This window comes from Halobacillus sp. K22, assembly GCF_052246795.1.
Classification (GTDB): Bacteria; Bacillota; Bacilli; order Bacillales; family Halobacillaceae; genus Halobacillus.
The window spans coordinates 45,116-67,951 of sequence record NZ_JBQQCN010000004.1 but is presented as its reverse complement, the minus strand read 5'-3'; the positions used below and the strand labels follow the sequence as shown (position 1 = coordinate 67,951).

Here is a 22,836-nt window from a genome sequence, read left to right as displayed (position 1 = left end):
TAGTAAAACCACCATAGTGCTGGGGTTTATCCTGTTTTTACCAACACATTAGTAAAAGCATTAAATTGTATAAATAGATTTACATATTGTATACTTTGACTAGAAATGAAGGCCTGAAAGGAGTCTTTTACTATGAACAAAACTGAACTAAACCACAATAAGCAATTACCTTCCAAAGAAGAGCGCCACCAATTATTTGGATCTGTAAAACCAGGTCCACGTACAAAACCGGTGGATAAAGATAAAATGGCTGATTTACAAAATTCAAAAAAAGATTTCCTTTTTGATATTGATATGGTGGGAATTTCAAATGTTAAGCACCCCATCCGTATTCCAAGCACCCTGACTCCGGAAATTCAGACAACCATTGGCACGTTCTCATTTGGTTCCTCCATTAAGAAAGGTAGCAAAGGTACGAACATGAGCCGCTTCACAGAACAATTAGATAAATACCACAATGAAGGGTTTGCCATAGATATTGCTACGTTAAAAGGATTTACCGAAGAGCTTGCCGGTCGATTGAAACAAAAAGATGCCGAAGTGGAAGTCCATTTCCCATGGTTCTTTGAAAGAAAAGGGCCATACTCTGACCTTGCTGGTATGAACTATGCAGATGCTACTATTCGTGATGACTATAAGGAAGAAACCGGGCATGATGTAACGGTTACGTTAACCGGTAAAATCACTACTCTTTGTCCTTGTTCTAAAGAAATTAGTGAATACAGCGCACACAATCAGAGAGGGAACGTATCTATGACTGTTAAACTAACAGATGATTTCAATGAGCAGGAGATTGACTGGAAAGCAGCTTTACTTGAGGCTGCGGAAAGTAATGCTAGTGCCCGTATTCACCCGGTTTTGAAAAGACCAGATGAAAAAATGGTCACCGAGCAGGCTTATGAAAATCCTCGCTTTGTAGAAGATATCGTACGCCTGGTTGCAGCTGATTTATATGAATATGAATTTGTAGAAGCTTTTACCGTCACATGCCGAAACGAAGAATCTATCCATCTTCACGATGCAGTGGCCACTCTCAGCTATGATAAAAAACAAGAGACAGAATAAGGACTTGTTCTATGAAGCATGTCATGATAGCCCTTATACAATTTTATCGTAAAGGAATCAGTCCTTTCTTCCCTCCAAGCTGCCGCTTCCAGCCTACTTGTTCGGAGTATGGACTAGAAGCTTTTAAACGGTTTGGCTTTATTAGAGGATCATATTTAACCACTAAGCGGATCCTAAAATGCCACCCTTTTCATAAAGGTGGCTTTGACCCGGTTCCTGATAAAAACAAGTAAGACAACCACCTTTAATTTTGATTTGGTTGTCTTTCTATTTTATGAGGTTTATACCTCCGCATTTACGGATACAACATATGGGATGACCATAGAATAGAAGGAGTTGAATAAATAATGGATCTTACCGTCACAGAAGAAGCAGCTAAATGGTATGAAGAAGAACTAGACGTAGATGGAGAGACAAGCCTTCGATTTTATGTCCGATATGGAGGCACAGGTGGCCTTCAGCCGGGGTTTTCTCTAGCAATTCGCATAGAAGTGCCATCTGAACCTATTGCGGAAACAAAAGTTGGAAAGATCACTTATTTTATAGAAGAAGATGACGAATGGTACTTCGGAGGTCACTCTTTGCAGGTAGAATACAGCTCTAAATGGGAAGAACCAGACTTTCAATATCAATAGGGATACCAACAAACCAGAGACTTAGCCTTTAGGGTAAAAAGTTTCTGGTTTTCTATTCCTGGCGGAGATTCCTGCATATGAAAAATTAATTGCTAATAGCTGAGTAATATCTCTACTTTTAATTAGATGAGTCAAGGCGCCTTTGGAGGGGCGCCTTGACTTCATAATTAGGGTTTTAATTTGAATCGTTCAATGTGCTCCCATTTCCGCTCTTTCACTAAGATTTTATATTGGTGTTCACCAAATAAATCAAAATGCGGAAAACGTGGATCACGATGAATCCATCGGGCATTTAAGCCATACTGAGCTCCCCATTGGCTTAGTTTCTCTATATCAGAACAGCCAACTTTAGTGACCGTATCGCAACCTGGAAAACGGTCATCAAGCCAAAAGTGAGTTAAAAAAGCTATTTCACCTTTCTCTACTTTTCTTTTCCAATCAACTAATTCCTTTCTTTTCACACCAAAAGCCATCAGCGATCTCCTTCCATAGCCGCTAAATAAGCTTTATGCCACTGCGGGAAGCTGCGCCTGATTGAAACCGGGCGAAAATTATCTTTTTTTACTATGACGTGCTTCGTTTGTCCGGAGACGGCTAATCTACCATCTCCATGCACAATTTCGTACCCGTAGGTAACACGCAAACCATCATACTCATCGACCCAGGTCTTTACGAGGGCTTCATTTCCATACCGAACCGGATGTTTAAAACTTATATTGGCGTCAACCACAGGGGAAACGACCCCTTGTTTTTCAATTTCTGAGTATTTAAATCCAAGTTCCTCAATAAAAGCGGTTCGGCCAATTTCAAACCATATGAGATAGTTGGCATGGTAAACCACGCCCATCATGTCCGTTTCCTGGTACCTAACCTGAATCGGTGTTTCTACTACTTTCATCCTTTAGGCCTCCCTTCTCACTGCCTGCCAGGCTTTCTCAAGATCATTTACTTCTAATTCATTCATATCCGCTGAGTCATCTTCTACAATTCTCGTCGCCTGATACTGAATGGCTTCATTAACAAGGTTATTTACAAATCGTCCATTTCCACGAATTCGATGATCTTTAAATTTTTCCAGCAGGAACTCTTCGGCCCACTCGTTAAAAGAGTAACCAAATTGGTGCGCTTGAAAATGGGTCATTTTCAATAATTCCTGTTCATTATAATCTGGAAAATGAAAATACTTTTTAAACCTGGAAGACAGTCCAGGATTACTTTCTACCAGCTGTTCCATTTCATGCTGATAGCCGGCTAGAATGACTACGAGATTTTCGTTATGTTTAGTCATTTCATCGACAATGGTTTCTATAGCTTCTTTACCAAATTCATCTCTACCGCCATTATAAAGCGAATAAGCTTCGTCAATGAACAGAACTCCCCCAAGTGCTTCCCGGATCTTCCGCTTCGTTTTCATCGCAGTTTGGCCTACATATCCGGCAACCAGGTCGCTTCTGGATACAACGATCATGTGACCTCTTTTAAGCAGTCCGCACTGCTTTAAAATATCCGAATAAATTTCTGCTACCGTGGTCTTACCTGTACCAGGATTTCCTGAAAACACGGAATGTAGTTGGATAGGAACGACAGGATATCCATTTTCTTTTCTCTTTTGCTGAGCTTGAACAAAGGAAGATAACTTTCGCACCTCTGCCTTTACATTGTCGAGTCCAATTAGTTCATCTAAGCGGTCCCTTGGTGATAGCTCCTCATCAGGGGTAGAGGTATCCCAAGCCAGATCATTTTCATCAATTCTCATATGATCCAGCCAGTGGGATTTATCTCGCTCTGCTTCTTGAGCCCCTTTTTGAAAAATAGTTTTCATGACTAGATTTTTCACAGTACGGGCATTGCCGAAGGATTCGTCCACACGCTCTCGATCAATAAGAGAAGTAAACTCTTTCAGGGCGTTTCTAGTAAAGAAAAAGTCATTTTCAATGGCTGTCTGCTCAGCTATTGTGATAAGTTCTTCCATTCTATAATCGGGAAGAGAAATATGGTTTTGTTCAGGAAAGCGGCTTCGCAATCCAGGATTTGACCATAAAAACTGACGCATCTCTTCTGGGTATCCTGCTAATATTACGGCAAATTTTCCACCAAATTCTTTACCGGTCATAGCAGAAACCAGCGTGTCGATCACAGCTTGTCCGTAATCATTACCTGTCTGCCCCTCACGCTTCAAACTGTATGCCTCATCAATGAAGAGCACTCCGCCAACCGCCTGTTTAACATAGTTCATTGTATTCTCTTCACTTTGACCAACATAAGAGCCTACCAAGTGAGAACGGTTGACTTCGACGACTTCTTTAGTATCAAGGATCCCCAATTCATGATAAATATTAGCCAGGAAACGAGCTATTGTCGTTTTTCCTGTTCCTGGGTTACCAGTAATGATCATGTGCAAGCCTGGTTCATCTACCATAGAGAAACCAAAGTTCTTCCTGTGTTGTTGGTATTTGAGAAAATGATAATAGCGTCTAATATATGCTTTTACGTCCTTTAGACCTACCATTTGATCAAAGGCTTCCAATGGGTTATCAGACGAGGCATCTGTTAAAAAACGAGGCAGTCTTTTATATAGTTCATCCTGATGGTCTGATAGTTCTCTTGTTCGTTCATTAATATCTTTAACCGGAAGCCGTATTCGACGATTCTCAATTGAATTGAGCGCATTTGCCATTATCTGTTCAAGAGCATCTAATTGTTCGTACACTTCCTGATATAGCCTTATCCGGCTCGACGCATCTATAATCGTTTTAGAAGCCAGGTCTGAATCCCATTGAGCTTTTAATTTTGTTACATCATCATATATAGACCGAGCTTTTTTAGCTTTAGCTGAATCATGATCTGTTTCATGAAGTAACCACTGTTCCAGTGGAGTGTGCTTTAAATGAGTATAAGCTTGCATAATCTGCTTCGATTCATACAAGTCAGTGACCAGCGAATGATTACCGGCCAGCACTCTCGCTTCATCAATAAATTGGTCAGCTAGTTTTTCCTGTTCTGGATGTCGCTTTATTCGATGATAGGCTAACGTAACATACAGGAGGGCCTTTAGTTCTTTGTCCTCTATTTCATCTTGATTAAAATAGCGAAGAGCCTCTACTTCTGATAGCGGAGGCTTTTCATCTATACTTTTCCATTGTTTTAATTGTGCAATCATGAATTCACTTCCTTTCCTATCACCGTAATTCATTTTATCATAGTAAGCTTTCTATGTAGATGAACTTGATTTTCTACTTATAGTCTATTAAATAACAAAACCGCTCCTAAAAAGTTAGAAGCGGTTTCTGATCATTAATAATCCTGGTGACTAGCCTCGTCTTTGATTTCTTCACGCATAGCATTAATGGATTGGTTTCTTCGTTTGTTTTTATCTTTGATAGTCTTCTTTTCCTCTTCCGTAGCAAACTCAAGAGAATCATGAGAAGCTTCAATGTTTTCAATAGTATTGGTTACTTTCTCTTGCAGTTTCTCTACATTGTCTGATCGGTTATCTGGATTAGATCGATGAGTCATGTGATGGCCTCCTTTTAAACCTAAAGTTGACTTTAATTTCATAAAGTCACCCATTAATTTCCCCTGTTAAAAAGCTTTTATACCATAAAAAAATCCCAACGATTATGATGGGATTTGCTTCATTCTATCATTATGTCTTTGTTCTATCCGCTCATCAATTTGAGCCATCAACTGCTCATCTTCCTCTATAGAGCGAATATTCTCTTTAACAAGATCTTCAAAAGATAATGTTCTCTTTTTTCTCATGGAAATCTCTCCTTTTTTGTTAAGGATTTCCATTAAGAAACTGTATTATACCTATTCTAAAGCATTTTTCATTTTTACCATGAAATCATAGTTCATTGGTCCAACTTTTCGGGGTTCCTGTATCACGCCATCTGTTCCTATAAAATAAGTGGTAGGTATAGAGATGGTCTGATAAGTCTGGTGTATTTCTAAGTCTTTATCCAGAAGAATGGGAAAGCTGTAACCACCTTTATCAATATAAGACCGTACTTCACCAATATTGGTTTCAGATCCTGTTCCATTTACGGCAAGTACAGCTACTTCCTCACCATATTGCTTTTGAAATCGTTCCATTTCAGGCATCTCTTCACGACATGGCGGACACCAAGTGGCCCAGAAATTCAGAAAAACTTTCTTCCCTTTATAATCTGAAAGCTGAACAACTTCACCTTTTAAGGTCTCTACAGTGAAATTTGGGGCTTTCTCACCTTCTTTTAATCCGCTCGGAGCGTTTGGAGCAGTCATACCTGCACCTTTTTCTTCCTTTTTAGATTCATATGTCTGTAATTCACTGTCTGCAGGACTTGTCTCTCTTTCGCTCCAGACGTTGTACGCCACTAGAGATAATAGAGCCAATAAAAATACAGAAGCGAGCACTTGTTTAACCAACCTGGTCCACTCCCCTAATCATTCTTCATGTACTAAGTATAAGAATATAGAAATACAAATATGTCTGTAAAGATGAATGAAGAAATTCTAGAAATATTGTCACACTCCTATGTAAAAAAGCCGCCTTAAGAATAAGGCGGCTTTTTTATATGAAACTTAACTCATTTTATTACGCAGAACCATCTGAAGAATTCCGCCGTGACGATAGTAGTCAACTTCAACTTCACTATCAAAACGAGCTACAACTTCAAATTCTTTCTTATTGCCATCTTCATCGGTTGCTGTAACTTTAACAAGATCGTGTGGTTTAACATCTTCTCCAATTTGAACATCAAAAGTTTCACGACCAGTTAATCCTAGAGATTCAATTGTATCTCCTGATTTAAACTGGAGAGGAAGAACACCCATCATAACAAGGTTAGAGCGGTGAATACGCTCAAAGCTTTGAGCAATTACCGTCTTAATGCCTAACAGGTCAGTACCTTTAGCGGCCCAGTCACGAGAACTTCCCATTCCGTAGTCATCTCCAGCGATAACAAGAAGAGGTGTTTCGTCCTGCTGATATTTCATAGCAGCCGTATAAATCGGCATGACTTCTTCTGTCGGCCAATAAGTAGTATAACCGCCTTCTGTACCTGGCGCTAACTCATTGCGAATACGAATATTAGCGAATGTACCACGCATCATGACTTCATGGTTACCACGTCTTGAACCATAAGAGTTAAAGTTACGTGGACTGACGCCTTTTTCCTGTAAATACTCACCTGCTGGCATATCCTTAGGGATAGCACCGGCTGGAGAGATATGGTCTGTAGTTACAGAGTCACCGAATTTACCGATAACCCGCATGCCGTTAAGTGGTTTAACGGATTCAGGGTCACTGGATAATCCCTCAAAGAACGGTGGGTTCTGAATATAGGTGGAATCATCATTCCAGTCATAAAGCGGCTCATCTGTTGTATTAATTTCATTCCATTTTTCATTGGAATTAAAGACATTTTCATATTCTTTACGGAAGATTTCTGGAGTTACAACTCTTGCAATTTCCGCCTTGATTTCTTCTTGAGAAGGCCAGATATCGTCAAAGAATACATCATTTCCATTCTGGTCTTTACCGATTGCTTCATTTTTCAGGTCGATATCCACGGTACCTGCGAGTGCATAAGCAACTACTAAAGGCGGTGAAGCCAAATAGTTTGCTTTAACAAGCGGGTGAATACGGCCTTCAAAGTTACGGTTTCCAGAGAGGACAGAAGAAGCAATCAAGTCATTATCAGCAATCGTTTCTTCAATTTCAGGAAGCAGCGGGCCGGAGTTACCGATACATGTAGTACAACCGTAGCCTACCAGGTTAAAGCCTAGCGTATTCAAGTGCTCCATTAGCCCGGAGTCTTCAAGATAGCGGGTAACTACTTTAGATCCAGGTGCCAGGGAGGTTTTTACGTAAGCTGGAACATCAAGGCCTTTTTCAATAGCTTTCTTCGCTACAAGTCCTGCTCCAAGCATAACGTGCGGGTTTGAGGTATTCGTACAGGAAGTGATGGCGGCAATAGCCAATGCTCCTGTTTTCATAACCGCTTTTTCTCCACTTTCAAATTGAACTACTGCTTCTTTTTTAAATTCTGATTTATCAAGACCAAACCCATGATTTCCGGCCGGGCCAGTTACAGCATCTTCAAATGAATTTTTCATTTTGGAAAGCGGAATTAAATCCTGTGGACGTTTTGGACCAGACAGGTTCGGTTCCAGTTCTCCGAGATCGATTTCAACCAGAGAAGTGAATTCTGGATCTTCTAGAGATGGATCATACCATAGCTGGTTTTCTTTACAATACGTTTCCACAAGAGAAATTTGCTCCTCGCTGCGTCCCGTTAAACGTAAGTATTCAAGTGATTCGCCGTCTACTGGGAAGAATCCGCAAGTTGCTCCGTATTCAGGAGCCATATTTGAAATTGTAGCACGATCTGCAAGCGGCATTTCCTGTAACCCAGGACCGAAGAATTCAACAAATTTCCCGACTACATTCTGCTCACGAAGTTTTTGCGTAACTTTCAAAGCCAAGTCGGTAGCTGTTGTACCTTGAGGGAAGCTTCCATTTAACTTCACACCAATAACTTCTGGTGCCGGGAAGTATGAAGGCTGTCCTAGCATTCCTGCTTCAGCTTCAATTCCACCTACACCCCAGCCAAGGACTCCAAGTCCATTGATCATAGTTGTGTGGGAATCTGTTCCGACAAGTGTATCGGGATAAGTATCATATGCACCGTTGCCATCCTCTTTGGCATGGACAACATTCGCGATATATTCAAGGTTTACCTGGTGAACAATCCCTGTTGCTGGTGGTACGGCACGATAGTTATCAAAGGCTTTCTGGGCCCAGTGAAGAAATTCATACCGTTCCTGGTTCCGTTCAAACTCCAGCTCCATGTTAATGTTAAGTGCATCTGCTGTACCGTATTTATCAACTTGTACAGAGTGGTCAATAACAAGATCTACCGGTACTTCCGGATTAATCTTTTCAGGACTTCCGCCCATATCCACCATTGCTTTTCTAAGTGATGCAAGATCTACAACGGCAGGTACTCCAGTGAAATCCTGCAAAATTACACGGGAAGGCTTAAATGGAACATCTTCCCCTTTTGATTTACTAGTTCCCCAATTTGCTAGACTCTCTACGTGTTCGTCTTTAATTACACGGCCGTCATGCTGGCGCAGAAGAGATTCAAGCAGAATACGGATGGAGAAAGGCAGACGGGAAATCTTGCCCTGTCCCGCTTCTTCTAAGGCTTTTAAGTCATAATAGTTGTACGTTTGGCCATTTAGGTCAAATTGTTTGCGAGAATTATATGGATTGCTAGCCATACTCCTTTTACCCCCTCATCATAATTTAATGGCGAGCCCTGTTATAAAGGCTTCTCCATTCCCCAATTATAGTACATTTGCGCCCTTTGTTTAGATAAGTTCACAAATCTGCACCCCTTATTGTAAATGAAAACGATTTATAAGTAAAATAAATAGACACAATTTTTTATATTTCGACGATTTATGGAAAATTCAAGAAGTAGATTACTTTTCGTCACCAGCTGCCTTGTATTTCATGAAGGTTCCTTTTATAATTAAAATAAGTTTATATATGAATGAAACAGGTGATAATATGTCAGGCGGATTTGCCCTTTTTATCATTGCTTGGACCTTTATTCTTATCACGTTAATGGGGATCGGCGGCTTTTTTATGTTTCGCAAGTTTTTAAAACGTCTGCCAAAAGAAGATGGTAAATCAATAATTGATTGGGAAGAATACTACGTGGATAAAACACGCAAAATGTGGACCCAGGAACAAAAAGATCTCTTAGAGGAATTAGTTTCTCCGGTTCCAGAATTATTCCGTGATGTTGCCCGTCAAAAAATTGCTGGAAGAATAGGTCAAGTAGCTTTGGAAAAAAAACGCAAGAAAATAACTCAAGAAGTGATCATAGAAGGATATATCTTAGCCACTCCCAAACGGGATCATAAATTCCTAATTAAAAAACTTGAAGAAAAGAATATTGACCTGGAACCTTACCAGCCATTATTTGAACGTTAAGAAGACCCGGCAGATTATACCGGGTCTTCTTTTTATGTTTCTAACGTTTTTTCAAGTCGCAAATACTGTCTGAGCATGGCAAGTCTCCAAGTGAGAATCATTCCTAAAGCCAGCAAAAAGAACATTCCGCTCGTCTCTCCAAAGGAAATAGTTTGACCGATAATAAGTTTTAGGATGACCCGCAGAATAAGTAATCCGAATAAAATAAATACAAACGCTTTGGAGGGTTTAAGATAAATATCACCGTCTCGCACCTCCAATTTGGAAGTTCGAATTAAGAAAATGGAGAAAAGCATTCCTACAACTACAGCTTCAATCACTTGCGTCCACTCCACCCGGAAAACCGGGAAAATGAACATTAAGGCACCGGTACTCATGAAAAACGGCGGGAGAATGATTTTCTTTATACTAGCCGGCTGCCTGGCTGCTCGCATTCTAACAAAAATCATAGCAGTAGCCATGCAAGCTGCCACCACTGTGCTTGCTATTAACCAAAACATATACATTCACACTTTCTTTTCTGATCGTCCTTTCTTAACTTAACACACGTTCGACGGCCTCGGTACCATTCTTTCATCGAAAGGTTTAGTAATGAATTCTTTAGCTCCGTTTTCTATCGCTTTCACAACCAACTTTTGCTGTCCCAAAGCGGTACACTTTGCCACTTTAGTATCCTCAGAATAATTTTAAATTTGTGTAAGTGCTTCAAGGCCTTTCATCTCAGGGATAGTAATGTCTATAGTTATCAGATCTGGCTGAAGTGAAAGATAGAGCTCTACCGCTTTCTTTCCATCAGCCGCTTCTACTACGACTTTATGGTTCGCACTTTTCAAATTATTGTAAGCGTTAAATGTGTAAAGCTGGCATCATCCACTACTAATATCCGAGCCGTACAAACTCCTCCTCAAAATCTCAACTTCGATCGTTTGCAATTGTGAGTATGATGGTCATCGTTATACCCACGACTGTTAAATACACACCCAGATCGAATAATAATGCTGTGGCAAGTTCCGTCTTACCTAAAATAGGAAGTTGAAAGTAAGCGTAGGTCTGACTCAAAAAAGGCTGGCCAAAAATAAATGAACCGATCCCTGTCCCTAAAGCTATAATTAACCCTACAGGAATGACGTAGCGGAAGTTGATCGGCAGAATTTTTTCCATGGAACGTATTCCGTAGGCCATATACATAAGTACAAAGGCTGCTGAGGTCATTAATCCTCCAATAAAACCGCCACCTGGGGCGTTGTGACCAGCGAAGAATAAATAGATGGAAAATCCTAAAATAATAAACGCAATTAATGTAGTAGTTGCTCGTAAAATAATGTCATTAGTACGGGTCATATTCATACTCCTTTACTTTGTTGTTCCTGTTTTCATCATAATATAAAGTTTCTCGAAAATCCATTTCTTAAAAGCCCTGAAATCCAAATAAGCCAACTAAGTAAGAGGTCAAGTCGGTCATCCAGTCAAAGTATAAAGCGATTCCCATTAGAATCATAAGATAACCTCCTATTTTAACTATAGTTCCACTATGCTTTCTTACCCAATTTAATTTTCCTACAAAGAAGGATAGGACTAAGAAAGGCACAGAAAAGCCAAGTGAATAGGCAAGCATCATTACCATAAATAATTCAGGGCTGTCAGCAGCCAATACTAACACGGCTGACAGGATCGGGCCAGTACAAGGTGTCCACCCAAGAGAAAAGGTCAATCCAATCAAAAAAGAACCAATAAACCCTGCAGGTCTATTTTTAAACGAAATTTTCCGATCTTTCATTAAGAATTGAAAGTTGAAGACACCAATAATGACAAAGCCAAAGAAAATAATTAAAATAGCTCCTAAACGCCTTATTATCGTATCATTTTGAATAAGAAACTGGGATAAAAAAGATCCTGAAAATCCTAGAACTAGAAAAATTGTAGTAAACCCTAATAAAAATGATATGGTGTGCAATAAACTTTTGCGCTTCAGCATGGCGTTATCTTCTTTTAACTCACTAACACTCATCCCTGTTATGTATGAGAGGAATGCAGGATACAGTGGAAGTACACACGGAGATATGAATGATAAGAAACCAGCACCAAAAGCTATAAATATGTTTATTTCTGACATAACGCTTCCTCCATAATTATACTAGACTCCTATTGTATCAGACCGCATTTAAAAAAACGATGAATCATATGTGAACTTCCCGTCATAAATTGATCATAAGAAAAACCTTCTTTCCTCAACCAGAAAGAAGGCTTTATTTTGATTATTTCATTTGGTTGTTCATGGAACGCATCATTTGATTGATCTTCTTCTGAGACGGCTTCTGTCCCATCTGCATCATCAATGTGCGAAGCATCTGTTCATTAATTGGCGGGTTTTTCTTCAAATAGTTCATCATATACTTTCTTGCGATGAAAAAGCCAAGAGCTACTCCTCCGATAAGAGTGAGTACAGCAATGACGATAACCCATATAATACCCAAAGTCATGTCTTCGTCTTCCTCCTTCGTGTTATCTCCCATAACAGTATAGTAAATGGTTCACAGAAATACAATAGTCGTTTACGATAATAAACTTTCGCCTGCCAATGGGAACACCCAGCCATAATGATCTTCGTCCGGTTGACGCTAAAAATGAGCGGGAAGACATCCTATACTGGCTTAAACACGACATTTTCTGCCTGCCACAGACTTTCACACTGAAAAAGACAACAATAATTCTTATTAGTTATTATATCATATTGTGAGTTTTTATCGAAGAACGGAAGCTTAGCTATCAAGCAATTTTTTATCCTTTAACTATCGCATTTTACTTCTTAGATTTATGAGAGGGTTATGGAGAGAAAATTTGTAAATTATTTTTCCCCATACGTATTCTGCCTACCACTCAGCGGCTGAAATATAAAAACAAGCTGTCGGTAGAATACCAACAGCTTGTTTAATTGACCTTAGGAGTTCATTAAATTCTCAGCATGTTTGACTACGTTATCTACAGTGAAACCAAAGTTTTCGATAATAGTATCTCCTGGGGCTGAGGCTCCGAAGCGGTCGATGCCGAGTACAGAACCGTCCAGACCTACGTAGCGTTCCCAGCCAAATGAAGCAGCCATCTCTACAGCTAGACGTTTACGAACGCTAGAAGGAAGGATGCTCTCTTGATATTCTCTGCTTTGAGCATTAAAGCGATCGAAAGAAGGAATACTTACAACGCGAACGTCATAACCTTTCTTCTTAAGTTCATCTTGTGCTTTAACAATCAATTGTACTTCAGATCCCGAAGCTAACAGAATGGCATCTGGCTCTTCCTTATCAGAATCACTCAAAATATACGCACCATGCTTAACACCTTCATAAGCGTTTTCTGCCGTGCCTTCAAGTGTTGGAAGACCCTGACGAGTTAATACTAGCGCATTTGGAGTGGTATTAGATTCTAAAGCCAACTGCCATGCCGCACTTGTTTCATTTCCATCCGCAGGACGGATTACAGATAGATTTGGCATTGCACGAAGAGAAGGCAATTGCTCAATTGGCTCATGAGTTGGCCCATCTTCTCCGACAGCTACAGAATCGTGGGTAAAGACATAGTTTATCGGAAGATTCATTAGTGCAGATAGACGCAGCGCTGGTCTCAGGTAGTCACTAAATACAAAGAATGTTCCGCCATAAACTTTAAGCCCCCCATGTAAGGCCATACCATTTAAAGCTCCGGCCATTGCGAATTCTCTAACACCAAACCAGATATTTCGGCCGGCATAGTTATTGCGTGAGAAATCTTCTTCTTCTTTTACAGTTGTTTTATTGGAACCTGCCAAGTCTGAGCTTCCTCCGAAGAAATATGGAACTTTAGCAGAAAGGGCATTAATCACATCACCTGAAGCAGCACGGGTTGCCGGACTGTCTTCACCAGCTTGATACGTTGGAAGCTCGTTCTTCCATCCTTCAGGAAGCTCCCCTTTAATTGCTGTTTCAAATTCAGCAGCCAGCTCAGGGTAGCTTTCTTTATATTGTTTCATAAGTTCATTCCAGGCCTGTTCTTTCTGTTCGCCGTTTTGTTGAACTTTTTCTTTAAAATCCTGATAAACTTCTTCTGGTACGTGAAAGAGCTCTTCGTGCTCCCACTCATAATGAGCTTTCGCTGCTGTAACTTCTTCTTCTCCAAGCGGAGCACCGTGAGAAGCAGACTTACCGGATTTGTTTGGTGAACCATAGCCAATTACTGTTTTCACTTCGATCATAGTCGGCTGGTCTGTATTCTGCTTGGCATCTTGAATAGCCTTTGTAATTTCCTCTGTATCCGTTCCGTCCTCGACACGTATAACTTGCCAGCCATAAGCTTCGTAGCGCTTTTCAACGCTTTCGCTAAAGGAACGGTTTAAATCTCCATCTAAGGAAATGTCATTTGAGTCATACAGTACGACTAACTTTCCAAGTCCAAGGTGCCCGGCTAAAGAAGCTGTTTCTTGAGAAACGCCTTCCATTAAATCTCCATCACCACAAATAGCAAAGGTGTAATGATCTACTACATTATAGTTGTCACGATTGTATTTAGCAGCTAGATGTGCTTCAGCCATTGCCATACCGGTAGCCATAGACAAACCTTGGCCAAGTGGACCCGTAGTTGCCTCTACACCGTCTGTATGTCCGTATTCAGGGTGTCCAGGAGTTTTAGAGTCCCACTGACGGAAAGACTTAAGGTCATCTATTGTCACTTTATATCCTGATAAATGTAAGAGGCTGTATAGAAGCATAGATCCATGCCCCGCAGATAGTACAAAGCGGTCGCGGTTGAACCAGTCAGAGTTCTTAGGATTGTGATCCATAAACTGTGTCCAAAGGGTATACGCCATAGGAGCTGCCCCCATTGGCATTCCTGGATGTCCGGAGCTTGCTTTTTCAACGGCATCGATAGTAAGTGTGCGAATTGTATTTATTGAAGTTTGTTCAAGGCTATTTGCCATAATCGCCATTCCCCTTTCTCTTTCGTAAATATGTACATGTATTATCCTATAATGAAATTTCGTTTGAAACAAGCGCCAGGGCGATATTTCAAGAAAAATCCAATGCCTTTGTTTAACTTTCCCTGAAAAGGGTTTTTTAAACAAAATAAAATCCGTACATTAACTGTACGGATTAATAATCAGTTCTTCTTTTCATTTTCCTGCATTTCTCTTAATTTCTTAGGGGTCACATCTTTTCCTTCAGGGTCTATAACGGTAACGCCCTTCAACTGATTCTTAAATGATTTACGAACATTCTTCAAATATTGCTGTCTTAAATCCTGTTGTTCTTCTTTTTCCTTAGCAGTTAATTCTTCCTGCTTAGATTTATTAGCCAATTCATTTATACGATCAATTTTTTCTTTAGATAACATAGATCAATACCCCTTTTTGTATATATTGTGACTCACAGGATCGATTCATGTGCGAACAAGAAAAAGACAAGTGGCCAGAGGACCCTTGTCACTTATTTAATCGTAACCCTTCTCTTCTTTTTTTTCAAGTAAGACGTGCTCCTGATATCTTCTATGGACCGTTGCCTTGGATACATCATACCCTAGTCCGCGAAGAGTGGCAGCTATATCTTTAAATGACAATTTATTCTGGCGTAAACGAACAACCTCATCTATGGGAAATTCAATCCGTTCTCGTCCAGGAGCCAAGTGTTGATTTGACAGATTATCAGCAGGGTTATAGCCTTCCTCTACTGCCTTTCTCATTCCTCTACGAATCTTCATATTATGTATTTTCCGCTGGTATTCTTCTACAATACCCACAATCTGAAGGACCATAGAGTCAGACTCAGCTATCTCCAGTTCTCCTTCATGAGATAGTGAATAGATTTGAACGTCCAATTTATTCAATTGATGAAATAATGCGATTTTGGTATTCCCGCGTCCAAGTCGAGTTTCATCTTGAATTAACAAAGCTTCTGCTTCCCTATTAGAAAAATACTCAAGCAAGCGGAAAATCCCCTCCCGTTCAATTTCGTAACCACTTGCTTGTTCCTCTATACAATCCACAACTTCCATACTGTGGTGTGCGGCCATCTGATTTAATTCGTTTCTTTGTCTGTTCAATGAAGAAACTTGTGCTTCTTTTTCGGTACTTACACGACAATATAGGATAACTCTCATGATGTTCGGCCCTTTCTATTAAATCTTCTCATACAGCATATAATAGATTATCCAATGGAGACCATTGAAAAGTAAAGAAAGGCTAAACTTGCGATAAACAGTACGAGATACGTTACATCGAGCTTTGAAAGTTTGTTGAACATGATTAGACCCTCCATTTTTAGGAACGAACGTTCTTAAGAACTAATGTTCGCTTTTTCTATTACCAATTATATACGAACAATAGTTCTTGTCAACCGATGTTTTCGAACGCTTGTTTGTATTATTTAAGTAGGCATGGTACAATGTGGTTAATATAAATCCTATGTACGAGGTGTAAATCTATGAGTAAACTTTCAAAGAGACAGCAAGAAATATTAGACTTTATTAAAGAGCAGGTAATTATGAAAGGTTATCCGCCTTCTGTTCGTGAGATCGGCCAATCCGTGGGTCTGGCATCCAGTTCGACTGTGCACGGACATTTGTCAAGATTAGAGAAAAAGGGGTATATCCGAAGAGATCCTACTAAACCAAGAGCAATTGAAGTGATAGAATTAGAGGAAGATCACAGTATCCCTAGAAGTGAAGCCTCTTATGCGCCTGTTATTGGTAAAGTAACGGCAGGTTCTCCTATTACCGCAGTCGAAAATATTGAAGAATATGTACCACTGCCTGACTCTTTAGCTGGTACAGACGATAACACGTTCGTACTTGTTGTACAGGGCGAGAGTATGATTGAAGCCGGTATTCTTGATGGTGATATGGTGATCGTGAGACAACAGCAGACAGCTCAAAATGGAGATATTGTAGTAGCCATGACAGAGGATGAAGAAGCTACCGTGAAGCGCTTTTTCAAAGAAAGAAACCATATCCGGTTACAGCCTGAAAATGCTACCATGGAACCTATTCTTCTAAATGATGTTGCTATTCTTGGACGGGTTGTAGGTTTATACCGTACGGTTCATTAAGCAAATATTAAGGGCAGCTCTTAAGAGCTGCCCTTTTTTCATTTTTTACCAATTTATCCTATTAATATATAGAAGAAAAAATAAAACACGTTCTTTACTATTTTGTAGACGAACAAGAGCAACAGCTGAAAAGTTCCATCCGAGATTGAGGTTCCCACGTCTATTGAACTGCTTCGCCCATCAGATTCCTTTCTTCATCCTCGCAAGATTAATCTTATTCTAGAAAAGTGCTGGTTTACCAAGTATTTCATTAAGGGAACTTATGTAATAAACCGACTCACTGGTACCTAAAACCATACGTAAAGCTTGACCTATAATAAATAAGGAGTTGATTAAAATGGGCTTAAAATCAAAGCTCTCAAAAATTCTAAGAATCTGGAACGACGTGGACGCTGTTCGTAATAACCGAATTGGCCAGCGAGTCGGCAGAAGAGCTGCTGGTAAAGTCAGTGGGAAGCTCATTCGTAAGATTTTTAAATAGGATTTTACTATCGTTAGTAAATAACATGGCCCTTTTGCTCAGCGCAACGGGGCTTTTTTCTTTTAAATTTATACAACTTTACTATCCATTTATCCTACTTAATGCCATTATTTCTTAAGTAATCAATTAAAGCGAACAAGATCTGCTCTTTACGATCTTTATAATTAGTATCCATCTTTATACGCTGGCTGCTAAAAAGAAAGGCATCATGCAAATAGAAGATGCGAGGTGTAGCTTGCCACGTGTGCTCTGTAATTCTATTCCAGATGTACGCTTCGAATTTTTCGGAATAGTTTTTTTGTTTAATACATGAGCGCACATCCGTTTTTTTAACCTCAATAGATCCTTCATACATATTTTTGCGAGCAATTTCCCACCACATTTCAGCTCTGTGAAATTCGCGAAGCTCATCCTTTTTAACAACATTTGTTGCATTAGGTTCCTCTGTTGAATTAACCAGTGTGCGCTCTTCAATAAACGCCCATAGATCAACTTCATTGATTCTCCATCCATCTTTACGCGTGGCTGGTTCGACGCCTTTAATTGTGCCGTTTCTCAGCCAACGTCGAAGACTTTCTTTATGTGTCGTAATTTTATATTGTTTTAATTTTTCCAAGGCCTGATCGACAGTATATTGTTCCATTCTACATCCCCTAACAAATCAATTGTTGTGTACAAATCATAACACAACACGTGTTGCGATACACGTGTAAACAGGTTTTGTCTGAGAACTTTGTGCATTTTTTACTAAAATACACTTCAAACTGAAGTATTTCAGACTGTCACTTTTTGTGAAACGATGGCTGTCTTGAAATAAAGTTTTTCTAAAAGAAAAAGTTGTGATAAGTTACTTAATATTTTTTCACATAAAAAAAACCTTCTGCAAACGTCCAAGTTAATTGAATTAATTAGAGTTTAAATCTCAGTATAAAATCTACTTATTATAATAATGTGCAATCATGTCACAGATTGATTCTTTTCTTATCAGTGGCTCCCAGCGATGCAAAACTATATCCTGCTACCTTCATTTTCAGGGGTTAACAAGGGGGTGAGTGAGAAAAGTGGAACGTATCAATCTCCGCATAAGAAAAAGCCTCAGCGCTTAGACGCTGAGGCTTGATGAGGATTAATATGTTTGTAGATATTGTTCACGTTCCCAAGGGTGTACTTGTGTACGGAACATATCCCATTCGATTTCTTTCGCTTCAATAAAGTGTTCAAACAGGTGCTCGCCAAGAGCTTCGACCATAATCGGATCTTCCTGCAGTTCTTCAAGAGCATTGTAAAGCGTGGCAGGCAGATCTTTAATGCCGTGTGCTTCACGTTCTTTCTTATTCATAACATAAATGTTTCGATCGACTGGAGTTGGGGCTTTCAATTTATTCTCCACACCGTCAAGACCTGCAGCTAATAATACTGCCATAGCCATATAAGGGTTTGCAGCAGGGTCTACGCTTCTTACCTCTATACGAGTACTTAATCCGCGGGAAGTAGGAACACGCACAAGCGGGCTTCGGTTCTGACCGGACCAAGCCACATAGCAAGGAGCTTCATAACCAGGTACAAGACGTTTATAGGAGTTTACTGTAGGATTTGTGATCGCCGTAAAGTTTGTAGCATGCTTAATAATCCCTGCAGTAAACTGATAAGCAACTTCTGATAATTCTTTATCGCCATTTTCATCATAAAAAGCATTTCCGTCCTCATTAAACAAAGACATGTTCGCATGCATCCCGGAGCCGTTCACACCAAATAAAGGTTTAGGCATGAAAGTCGCGTGGAGACCGTGCTGACGCGCGATCGTTTTTACAACTAGTTTAAACGTCTGAATATCATCACAGTGTTTCACAGCATCTGAGTATTTAAAATCAATCTCGTGCTGTCCAGGAGCTACCTCATGGTGAGAAGCTTCAATTTCAAATCCAATTTCCTCAAGTTCAAGAACAATATCCCGCCGGCAATTTTCACCTAAATCGGTTGGCGCGAGATCGAAATAACCACCTTTATCGTTTAGTTCCATGGTTGGTTCGCCTTTTTCATCTAGCTTGAATAAAAAGAATTCAGGCTCAGTACCTATGTTAAACGCGGAAAAACCAAGTTTTTCCATTTTCTTGATGTTACGTTTTAAGTTATAACGTGGGCACCCTTCAAAAGGAGTCTTGTCTGGGTTGTAAATATCACAAATGAAGCGGGCTACTTTCCCTTTTTCAGATGTCCAAGGGAATACCACAAATGTATCCAAATCTGGTACTAAGTACATGTCAGATTCCTCGATGCGCACGAAGCCTTCGATAGATGAACCATCAAACATCATCATACCCTCTAAAGCCTTATCCAGTTGACTAAGCGGGATTTCGACGTTTTTAATTGTTCCCAGCATATCCGTGAACTGCAGTCGAATAAAACGGACGTTTTCCTCATCAAGTTTCTTGTAAATTTCTTCTTTAGTTAAACCCATAATTCCAGTCTCCTCTCAACACATTTAGTGGAAGAATCTAGACAATTCCCCCTGCCTAATTCCAAGTTTACCTTGCCTTCCCGCGGTGAAAAGTTCTTGCTGCAGCATACGGCGCAGTTCTTTCTCAGTTAGTTCACTATGAACTTCCTCGACTCGCTTCTCGTCATATGCCTCGTTCTCCGGCTGATCTGTCAGCTTAAGAACCTGCTTTATCCCTGCCATATTAACGCCTTGTTCAATGAGGTCTTTAATTTCCAGCAGTCGATCTACATCATTGAATGAAAACAGCCGGCGATTCCCTTCTGAACGGGCAGGTTGTACTAGCTGGTGCTGTTCATAATAGCGGATCTGCCGGGCAGAAAGGTCTGTCAGTGATTGAACAATCCCCATCGGGAATAACGGCATGGAACGACGAATCTCATCACTCATCGTGTGCCACCTCCCCATAAGAATGATACTGATTTAATTATACGATAAGTAGAGGATATGTCAACATATGTGAGGAATGTTCACACATATATAATGAAATAGTAAAAAAAGTAAGAAAACCTCTCATTTTTTAAGTTAAACTCATCTTCACATACCCTTCTTCTAACAGACGTTTAATTGCTGCTGTTACAGCTATCTTTACGTGAGAATAGGTTAACCCGCCTTGTACAAAAGCCGTGTAAGGAGGTCTTATAGGGCCGTCGGCCGTCAGTTCAAGACTAGCCCCCTGGATAAATGTGCCTGCAGCCATGATTACATGATCATCATATCCGGGCATTGGGCTTGGCTCTGGGCTGACGTGTGAATTAACCGGAGAAGCATGTTGAATGGACTGGCAAAATCGAATCATTTGCTCGGCCGAATCAAAATTCACAGACTGAATTAAATCTGTTCGCTCAGCATTATAGGCAGGGTTTGTGTCAAAACCCAGCAAGTTAAGAAAGTGAGCAGTAAACACTGCTCCCTTTAGCGCTTCTCCTACTACATGAGGCGCTAGAAAGATGCCCTGATACATTTCTTGAAGACTATTCAGGCTCGCTCCTGTTTCTTTACCTAGCCCAGGAGCGGTTAAGCGGTAGCTGCATAGTTCAATGAGTTTTTCCTTACCAGCTATGTAACCGCCCATTCTAGCGATCCCGCCTCCGGGGTTTTTAATTAATGACCCGGCAATTAAATCAGCTCCTGCTTCAAGCGGCTCTTTCATTTCAACAAACTCTCCGTAACAATTATCGACAAAAATGATGACATCATCTTTCACTTCCCGGATCCGTTCGATTATAGAAGAGATTTGTTTTATAGTGAATGACGGCCGATCCTCATATCCTTTTGAACGCTGAATCCCTACCATCTTCGTAGCGGTAGAGATGGACGAAAGGATTTCCTCAACCTGAAAATCTCCCTCCCTGGTTAAAGGTATAGACTGATAAGAAACCCCGAAATCTCTCAGCGATCCCATATCCTTTTTCCGGCCTGTCCCTATAACGTCCCTGAGAGTGTCGTAGGGCTCGCCAGTAATATATAAAAGCTCATCCCCGGGGCGGAGGACGCCGAACAAAGCCGTTGTAATCGCATGGGTACCTGAAATTAATTGCGGCCGGACAAGGGCGTCCTCTGCTTTGAAAATTTCTGCATAAAGAGATTCAAGTGTATCTCTCCCAAAGTCATCGTAGCCATAACCAGTTGTGGGGTTGAAATGAGAATCACTCACTCTTAATTTTTGAAAAGCATGGAGTACTTTCTCCTGATTAAATTCAACAATTTCATTAATTCGTTTATGCTCGTGTGTTATTTCTTTTTCACTTTGTATTTTGATGGTTTCGATATTCATGATGGTGTCTTCCTAACTTTTTATAGTATCTGATGTTTTAACGGATGGTCCGGATGTATGAATCCATGAAGAGCATATCCCTCTTTATCCTCGTGGAAATCCATGCTGGTAATCATGCTGAATTTTTTGAATTGCTGAAGGCGTTTACCTTCTGATGCAGGAATAAACACATCGTATTCATGCCACTCTTCCTTTAACACAGCTTCAATCTTATCTAAAATCCTTTTCAAGTCGATTCGGTCGTGTACACTAACAGTTAAAGATGGATAAGTTTCAGGGATGAAATCCTCTTGAAGTAGATCTTTTTTGTTATAAACCGTAAGCATTGGCAACTGCCCAGCTCCCAATTCATCAAGCAGTCGCAGCACCGTCTTCTCTTGCTGCAGATGGTCAGGGTGAGAAGCATCCACCATATGCAAAATAAAATCAGCTTCAGTCACTTCTTCCAAAGTCGAACGGAAAGCAGCGATCAGTGTTGTCGGCAGGTCTTGAATAAAACCTACTGTATCAGAAACAAGAGCTTGAAAACCTGACGGAAGACTCATCTGTCTTGTCAGTGGGTCAAGAGTGGCGAATAGGAGGTTTTCTTCGTAAGAATCACTTTCCGTCGCACGATTAAAAAATGTAGACTTTCCTGCGTTGGTATATCCTACTATCGCAATTTGAAAAGCACGATTCTCTTTACGGCGCTGGCGATATTGTTGCCTTTGCTTGACTACCGAGTTCAGGCGCTTTTTAATGTCATCAATTCTACGTCTGATGTGACGACGATCGGTTTCGAGCTTTGTCTCTCCGGGACCACGCGTCCCAATTCCTCCGCCCAGTCGGGAGAGCTCCGTCCCCTGTCCTGCGAGACGAGGCAGTAAGTACTGCAGCTGGGCTAATTCTACTTGAAGTTTACCTTCCTTAGTGCGTGCACGGCTGGCGAATATATCTAAAATAAGCTGACTTCTGTCAAGCACACGTCGTCCAACTTTATCTGAAATATTCCTAAGCTGCCCAGGGGTAAGCTCGTCATTAAAAATAATAAGCTCAGCTTCTGTTTCTAAAGCTGCAGCCTTTATCTCTTCTAACTTCCCTTCACCCAAATATGTAGCCGGGTGAACCCGGTCCCTTTTTTGCGTGATAACTCTGCACACATCTCCATCTGCAGTTTCCGTTAACGATTGGAGTTCTTCTAAAGAGGAATGAAAGCGTTCGTCTTCCTCGTTAGGATCTTTTCTGGCTACTAGGATCACTCGTTCTTTACCTTGCATAATTCCACCTTCTTTTCTATATACCTGAATGACTCCATCCCCATCATACCAAAAAGTACCGC

Annotated in this window: 25 protein-coding genes and 1 pseudogene; 6 read left to right on the top strand and 20 right to left on the bottom strand. The window is 40.4% G+C overall.

Features of this window, described 5'->3' with window-relative positions; translation table 11 throughout:
- Positions 1-132 precede the first annotated feature (132 nt).
- The 3 genes from folE2 (at position 133) to ACTWPM_RS04730 (ending at position 1,700) form a co-directional block, all read left to right on the top strand.
- On the top strand, positions 133-1,065 hold the full coding sequence (folE2, locus tag ACTWPM_RS04740) for a GTP cyclohydrolase FolE2 (RefSeq protein ID WP_443131916.1): 933 nt from the start codon (positions 133-135) through the stop codon (positions 1,063-1,065).
- Positions 1,066-1,076: 11 nt separating this feature from the next.
- A complete protein-coding gene (yidD, locus tag ACTWPM_RS04735; protein WP_443131915.1) occupies positions 1,077-1,298 on the top strand; it encodes a membrane protein insertion efficiency factor YidD in 222 nt (73 codons plus the stop codon).
- Positions 1,299-1,412: 114 nt separating this feature from the next.
- Positions 1,413-1,700 (top strand): HesB/YadR/YfhF family protein, encoded by a 288-nt coding sequence (locus ACTWPM_RS04730; protein ID WP_443131914.1) that lies wholly within the window; start codon positions 1,413-1,415, stop codon positions 1,698-1,700.
- 167 nt (positions 1,701-1,867) lie between these two features.
- Here ACTWPM_RS04730 and ACTWPM_RS04725 read toward each other — a convergent pair whose 3' ends face one another.
- The 7 genes from ACTWPM_RS04725 to acnA all read right to left on the bottom strand — a co-directional run bounded on the left by ACTWPM_RS04725 (position 1,868) and on the right by acnA (position 8,972).
- Positions 1,868-2,173 carry a hypothetical protein gene (locus ACTWPM_RS04725; protein ID WP_443131913.1) on the bottom strand — a complete coding sequence of 102 codons (306 nt, stop codon included), beginning with the start codon at positions 2,171-2,173 and terminating at the stop codon, positions 1,868-1,870.
- Positions 2,173-2,598, bottom strand: coding sequence for an acyl-CoA thioesterase (locus tag ACTWPM_RS04720; protein WP_443131912.1), 426 nt, complete (start codon positions 2,596-2,598; stop codon positions 2,173-2,175). Before ACTWPM_RS04720 ends, ACTWPM_RS04725 begins: the two co-directional genes overlap by 1 nt.
- A gap of 3 nt (positions 2,599-2,601) precedes the next feature.
- Entirely contained in the window at positions 2,602-4,860 is a 2,259-nt protein-coding gene (locus ACTWPM_RS04715) for an AAA family ATPase (RefSeq protein ID WP_443131911.1), read from the bottom strand.
- A 134-nt stretch (positions 4,861-4,994) separates the two neighbouring features.
- Entirely contained in the window at positions 4,995-5,216 is a 222-nt protein-coding gene (tlp, locus tag ACTWPM_RS04710; RefSeq protein ID WP_443131910.1) for a small acid-soluble spore protein Tlp, read from the bottom strand.
- A 102-nt stretch (positions 5,217-5,318) separates the two neighbouring features.
- Positions 5,319-5,462 carry an FbpB family small basic protein gene (locus tag ACTWPM_RS04705; protein ID WP_443131909.1) on the bottom strand — a complete coding sequence of 48 codons (144 nt, stop codon included), beginning with the start codon at positions 5,460-5,462 and terminating at the stop codon, positions 5,319-5,321.
- Positions 5,463-5,513: 51 nt separating this feature from the next.
- On the bottom strand, positions 5,514-6,110 hold the full coding sequence (locus ACTWPM_RS04700) for a TlpA disulfide reductase family protein (RefSeq protein ID WP_443131908.1): 597 nt from the start codon (positions 6,108-6,110) through the stop codon (positions 5,514-5,516).
- A 156-nt stretch (positions 6,111-6,266) separates the two neighbouring features.
- Positions 6,267-8,972: an aconitate hydratase AcnA gene (gene acnA, locus ACTWPM_RS04695; RefSeq protein WP_443131907.1), complete on the bottom strand. Its 2,706-nt coding sequence runs from the start codon at positions 8,970-8,972 to the stop codon at positions 6,267-6,269.
- 292 nt (positions 8,973-9,264) lie between these two features.
- Between acnA and ACTWPM_RS04690 the strand changes: the two genes are divergently transcribed.
- Positions 9,265-9,693: a DUF2621 domain-containing protein gene (locus ACTWPM_RS04690; RefSeq protein WP_443132033.1), complete on the top strand. Its 429-nt coding sequence runs from the start codon at positions 9,265-9,267 to the stop codon at positions 9,691-9,693.
- Positions 9,694-9,725: 32 nt separating this feature from the next.
- On the opposite strand, the gene ACTWPM_RS04685 is transcribed toward ACTWPM_RS04690, so the two are convergent.
- From ACTWPM_RS04685 to ACTWPM_RS04650, 8 genes and pseudogenes are all read right to left on the bottom strand, one after another.
- Positions 9,726-10,193, bottom strand: coding sequence for a CcdC family protein (locus ACTWPM_RS04685; protein WP_443131906.1), 468 nt, complete (start codon positions 10,191-10,193; stop codon positions 9,726-9,728).
- 34 nt (positions 10,194-10,227) lie between these two features.
- Positions 10,228-10,576 (bottom strand): annotated as a pseudogene (locus ACTWPM_RS04680) (response regulator).
- Between the two features lie 29 nt (positions 10,577-10,605).
- Entirely contained in the window at positions 10,606-11,034 is a 429-nt protein-coding gene (locus tag ACTWPM_RS04675; protein WP_443131905.1) for a Na(+)/H(+) antiporter subunit B, read from the bottom strand.
- 67 nt (positions 11,035-11,101) lie between these two features.
- Positions 11,102-11,806 carry a cytochrome c biogenesis CcdA family protein gene (locus tag ACTWPM_RS04670; RefSeq protein WP_443131904.1) on the bottom strand — a complete coding sequence of 235 codons (705 nt, stop codon included), beginning with the start codon at positions 11,804-11,806 and terminating at the stop codon, positions 11,102-11,104.
- A gap of 142 nt (positions 11,807-11,948) precedes the next feature.
- Positions 11,949-12,167, bottom strand: coding sequence for a YneF family protein (locus ACTWPM_RS04665; protein WP_173380447.1), 219 nt, complete (start codon positions 12,165-12,167; stop codon positions 11,949-11,951).
- A gap of 464 nt (positions 12,168-12,631) precedes the next feature.
- Complete coding sequence (tkt, locus tag ACTWPM_RS04660) at positions 12,632-14,641, bottom strand: transketolase (protein WP_443132032.1); 2,010 nt, start codon at positions 14,639-14,641, stop codon at positions 12,632-12,634.
- A 179-nt stretch (positions 14,642-14,820) separates the two neighbouring features.
- Positions 14,821-15,054, bottom strand: coding sequence for a DUF896 domain-containing protein (locus ACTWPM_RS04655; RefSeq protein WP_443131903.1), 234 nt, complete (start codon positions 15,052-15,054; stop codon positions 14,821-14,823).
- 96 nt (positions 15,055-15,150) lie between these two features.
- On the bottom strand, positions 15,151-15,816 hold the full coding sequence (locus ACTWPM_RS04650; RefSeq protein WP_443131902.1) for a YneB family resolvase-like protein: 666 nt from the start codon (positions 15,814-15,816) through the stop codon (positions 15,151-15,153).
- Between the two features lie 323 nt (positions 15,817-16,139).
- On the opposite strand from ACTWPM_RS04650, the gene lexA reads away from it, so the two are divergent.
- Entirely contained in the window at positions 16,140-16,763 is a 624-nt protein-coding gene (gene lexA, locus ACTWPM_RS04645; protein WP_014643370.1) for a transcriptional repressor LexA, read from the top strand.
- 337 nt (positions 16,764-17,100) lie between these two features.
- Positions 17,101-17,244 (top strand): hypothetical protein, encoded by a 144-nt coding sequence (locus ACTWPM_RS04640; protein ID WP_175477938.1) that lies wholly within the window; start codon positions 17,101-17,103, stop codon positions 17,242-17,244.
- A gap of 94 nt (positions 17,245-17,338) precedes the next feature.
- Here ACTWPM_RS04640 and ACTWPM_RS04635 read toward each other — a convergent pair whose 3' ends face one another.
- The 5 genes from ACTWPM_RS04635 to hflX form a co-directional block, all read right to left on the bottom strand.
- On the bottom strand, positions 17,339-17,887 hold the full coding sequence (locus ACTWPM_RS04635) for a hypothetical protein (RefSeq protein ID WP_443131901.1): 549 nt from the start codon (positions 17,885-17,887) through the stop codon (positions 17,339-17,341).
- Between the two features lie 483 nt (positions 17,888-18,370).
- Entirely contained in the window at positions 18,371-19,702 is a 1,332-nt protein-coding gene (glnA, locus tag ACTWPM_RS04630) for a type I glutamate--ammonia ligase (protein WP_443131900.1), read from the bottom strand.
- A 24-nt stretch (positions 19,703-19,726) separates the two neighbouring features.
- Positions 19,727-20,131 carry a MerR family transcriptional regulator gene (locus ACTWPM_RS04625; RefSeq protein WP_014643366.1) on the bottom strand — a complete coding sequence of 135 codons (405 nt, stop codon included), beginning with the start codon at positions 20,129-20,131 and terminating at the stop codon, positions 19,727-19,729.
- A 130-nt stretch (positions 20,132-20,261) separates the two neighbouring features.
- Entirely contained in the window at positions 20,262-21,518 is a 1,257-nt protein-coding gene (locus ACTWPM_RS04620; protein ID WP_443131899.1) for a methionine gamma-lyase family protein, read from the bottom strand.
- Between the two features lie 20 nt (positions 21,519-21,538).
- Entirely contained in the window at positions 21,539-22,774 is a 1,236-nt protein-coding gene (gene hflX / locus ACTWPM_RS04615) for a GTPase HflX (RefSeq protein ID WP_443131898.1), read from the bottom strand.
- Between the last annotated feature and the right edge of the window lie 62 nt (positions 22,775-22,836).

What these genes read in the sequence shown, in the direction of transcription:
- ACTWPM_RS04620 (WP_443131899.1), bottom strand. Translation starts at nt 21,518, where the DNA reads ATGAATATCGAAACCATCAAAATACAAAGTGAAAAAGAAATAACACAC.
- ACTWPM_RS04720 (WP_443131912.1), bottom strand. Translation starts at nt 2,598, where the DNA reads ATGAAAGTAGTAGAAACACCGATTCAGGTTAGGTACCAGGAAACGGAC.
- ACTWPM_RS04640 (WP_175477938.1), top strand. Translation starts at nt 17,101, where the DNA reads ATGGGCTTAAAATCAAAGCTCTCAAAAATTCTAAGAATCTGGAACGAC.
- tlp (WP_443131910.1), bottom strand. Translation starts at nt 5,216, where the DNA reads ATGACTCATCGATCTAATCCAGATAACCGATCAGACAATGTAGAGAAA.
- ACTWPM_RS04650 (WP_443131902.1), bottom strand. Translation starts at nt 15,816, where the DNA reads ATGAGAGTTATCCTATATTGTCGTGTAAGTACCGAAAAAGAAGCACAA.
- ACTWPM_RS04705 (WP_443131909.1), bottom strand. Translation starts at nt 5,462, where the DNA reads ATGAGAAAAAAGAGAACATTATCTTTTGAAGATCTTGTTAAAGAGAAT.
- folE2 (WP_443131916.1), top strand. Translation starts at nt 133, where the DNA reads ATGAACAAAACTGAACTAAACCACAATAAGCAATTACCTTCCAAAGAA.
- ACTWPM_RS04635 (WP_443131901.1), bottom strand. Translation starts at nt 17,887, where the DNA reads ATGGAACAATATACTGTCGATCAGGCCTTGGAAAAATTAAAACAATAT.
- ACTWPM_RS04670 (WP_443131904.1), bottom strand. Translation starts at nt 11,806, where the DNA reads ATGTCAGAAATAAACATATTTATAGCTTTTGGTGCTGGTTTCTTATCA.
- ACTWPM_RS04625 (WP_014643366.1), bottom strand. Translation starts at nt 20,131, where the DNA reads ATGAGTGATGAGATTCGTCGTTCCATGCCGTTATTCCCGATGGGGATT.
- ACTWPM_RS04675 (WP_443131905.1), bottom strand. Translation starts at nt 11,034, where the DNA reads ATGACCCGTACTAATGACATTATTTTACGAGCAACTACTACATTAATT.
- ACTWPM_RS04690 (WP_443132033.1), top strand. Translation starts at nt 9,265, where the DNA reads ATGTCAGGCGGATTTGCCCTTTTTATCATTGCTTGGACCTTTATTCTT.
- ACTWPM_RS04725 (WP_443131913.1), bottom strand. Translation starts at nt 2,173, where the DNA reads ATGGCTTTTGGTGTGAAAAGAAAGGAATTAGTTGATTGGAAAAGAAAA.
- hflX (WP_443131898.1), bottom strand. Translation starts at nt 22,774, where the DNA reads ATGCAAGGTAAAGAACGAGTGATCCTAGTAGCCAGAAAAGATCCTAAC.
- ACTWPM_RS04730 (WP_443131914.1), top strand. Translation starts at nt 1,413, where the DNA reads ATGGATCTTACCGTCACAGAAGAAGCAGCTAAATGGTATGAAGAAGAA.
- acnA (WP_443131907.1), bottom strand. Translation starts at nt 8,972, where the DNA reads ATGGCTAGCAATCCATATAATTCTCGCAAACAATTTGACCTAAATGGC.
- ACTWPM_RS04655 (WP_443131903.1), bottom strand. Translation starts at nt 15,054, where the DNA reads ATGTTATCTAAAGAAAAAATTGATCGTATAAATGAATTGGCTAATAAA.
- ACTWPM_RS04685 (WP_443131906.1), bottom strand. Translation starts at nt 10,193, where the DNA reads ATGTTTTGGTTAATAGCAAGCACAGTGGTGGCAGCTTGCATGGCTACT.
- tkt (WP_443132032.1), bottom strand. Translation starts at nt 14,641, where the DNA reads ATGGCAAATAGCCTTGAACAAACTTCAATAAATACAATTCGCACACTT.
- lexA (WP_014643370.1), top strand. Translation starts at nt 16,140, where the DNA reads ATGAGTAAACTTTCAAAGAGACAGCAAGAAATATTAGACTTTATTAAA.
- ACTWPM_RS04715 (WP_443131911.1), bottom strand. Translation starts at nt 4,860, where the DNA reads ATGATTGCACAATTAAAACAATGGAAAAGTATAGATGAAAAGCCTCCG.
- yidD (WP_443131915.1), top strand. Translation starts at nt 1,077, where the DNA reads ATGAAGCATGTCATGATAGCCCTTATACAATTTTATCGTAAAGGAATC.
- glnA (WP_443131900.1), bottom strand. Translation starts at nt 19,702, where the DNA reads ATGGGTTTAACTAAAGAAGAAATTTACAAGAAACTTGATGAGGAAAAC.